This window comes from Kitasatospora sp. MBT63 (assembly GCF_000710465.2).
Taxonomy (GTDB): domain Bacteria; phylum Actinomycetota; class Actinomycetes; order Streptomycetales; family Streptomycetaceae; genus Kitasatospora.
This window is the reverse complement of the sequence record NZ_JAIZ01000805.1, coordinates 1-540: the sequence shown is the minus strand read 5'-3', so window position 1 is coordinate 540 and position 540 is coordinate 1. Positions and strand designations below refer to the sequence as shown.

1 pseudogene is annotated in these 540 nt (G+C 64.3%); it reads left to right on the top strand.

The features are described 5' to 3' along the window. Positions 1 to 277: 277 nt before the first annotated feature. Positions 278 to 540 (top strand): annotated as a pseudogene (locus AA75_RS46755) (transposase); the annotation flags it as partial.

Here is a 540-nt window from a genome sequence, read left to right as displayed (position 1 = left end):
TCGACCGGTGCCCCTCAAGATCGGAACGACAACAGCCACTGAGGCCATCTCACAGAGTGAAGGGCCGGTACTCCAGAGCCTGATCGACGACCTCGGCAGCTGTCAGCTCCCGCCCCGTGGGCCAAAAGATCAAGTTGCCCACGTAGCCGGCCGGACAGCCAAAGGCCCCGCCCAACGCCTCCACTACGCCGTACGCCTCGGCATCGTCGGCATAGTCCGCATCCATGATCTTCTGCACCAACGCAACGGCCGTTGCACGAGCCATCACCGTCACAGTGCGCCCTGGCGCGACGTTCCCATCCGCTACGGCGAGTGGGAGACCGTCTACGGCCTCTTTCGGCGCTGGCAGCGCGACGGCACCTGGAGTCGGATCCTCACCCAGTTGCAGGCCGAGGCTGACACGAAGGGCCTGATCACCTGGGATGCGAGCGTGCACTCTACGGTCGCTCGTGCGCATCAGCACGCCGCCGGAGCCCGTAAAAGGTGCCCCTATGGTCTTCGAGGAGCTAACACAAAGCTCTGGTGTGGCCATGTCTGCTC